This window comes from Aeromonas schubertii, from assembly GCF_000820105.1.
GTDB classification, from domain to species: domain Bacteria; phylum Pseudomonadota; class Gammaproteobacteria; order Enterobacterales; family Aeromonadaceae; genus Aeromonas; species Aeromonas schubertii.
The window spans coordinates 1-597 of the sequence record NZ_CDDB01000092.1 but is presented as its reverse complement, the minus strand read 5'-3'; the positions used below and the strand labels follow the sequence as shown (position 1 = coordinate 597).

Sequence of the window (597 nt, the reverse complement as noted above, 5' to 3'; positions counted from 1 at the left end):
CACAGCTGCGAGAAGTTGCTGCGTGAGACCGGCCAGACCCTGCGCGAGCTGCAAGACACCCTGGACGCCGCCGGCCACCGGCTGCAAGAGGGGCTGCTCAATATCCAGGAGGCGGCCCAGGGGCGCGACGATCTGTTCCATGTGGAGGAGCTGACCCACGCCCTGCAGGGGCGTTTGGACGTCATCACCAGCTGGGGCCAGCAGTGTATCGAGCTCTGGTCCCGCTATGACCGCCACGTGCACAAGTTTATCCGCACCGCCATCGACATGGACAAGAACCGCGCCTTCAGCCAGCGGCTGCGGGAATCCATCCGCCAGTTTGAGCAGCACAACTGGCTGCTGCGCATCGCCGAGGAGCCGCGCCTGCTGGAGCTGCGCGACGAGACCATCGCCATCCACGACGAGGAGGTGACCGGCGAGGTGCCTGCCGAGCTGGAGTTTCAGGAGGTGGTCGACATCAGCGCCGAGCTGGCCGAGCGTATCGGGCGCCATCTGGTGCGCTACAAGGCGTCGGGGCTGCCCCTCGATCTGGCCGAGGTGCTGCGCGAATACCTGGAGGAGTTCCCGGCTCACGCCCACTTCGATGTGACCCGCCTG

At 66.3% G+C, this 597-nt stretch carries 1 pseudogene; it reads left to right on the top strand.

Annotated features, from left to right (window positions below):
• Positions 1-597: pseudogene (locus BN1133_RS17830) on the top strand (chromosome partition protein MukF); the annotation flags it as partial.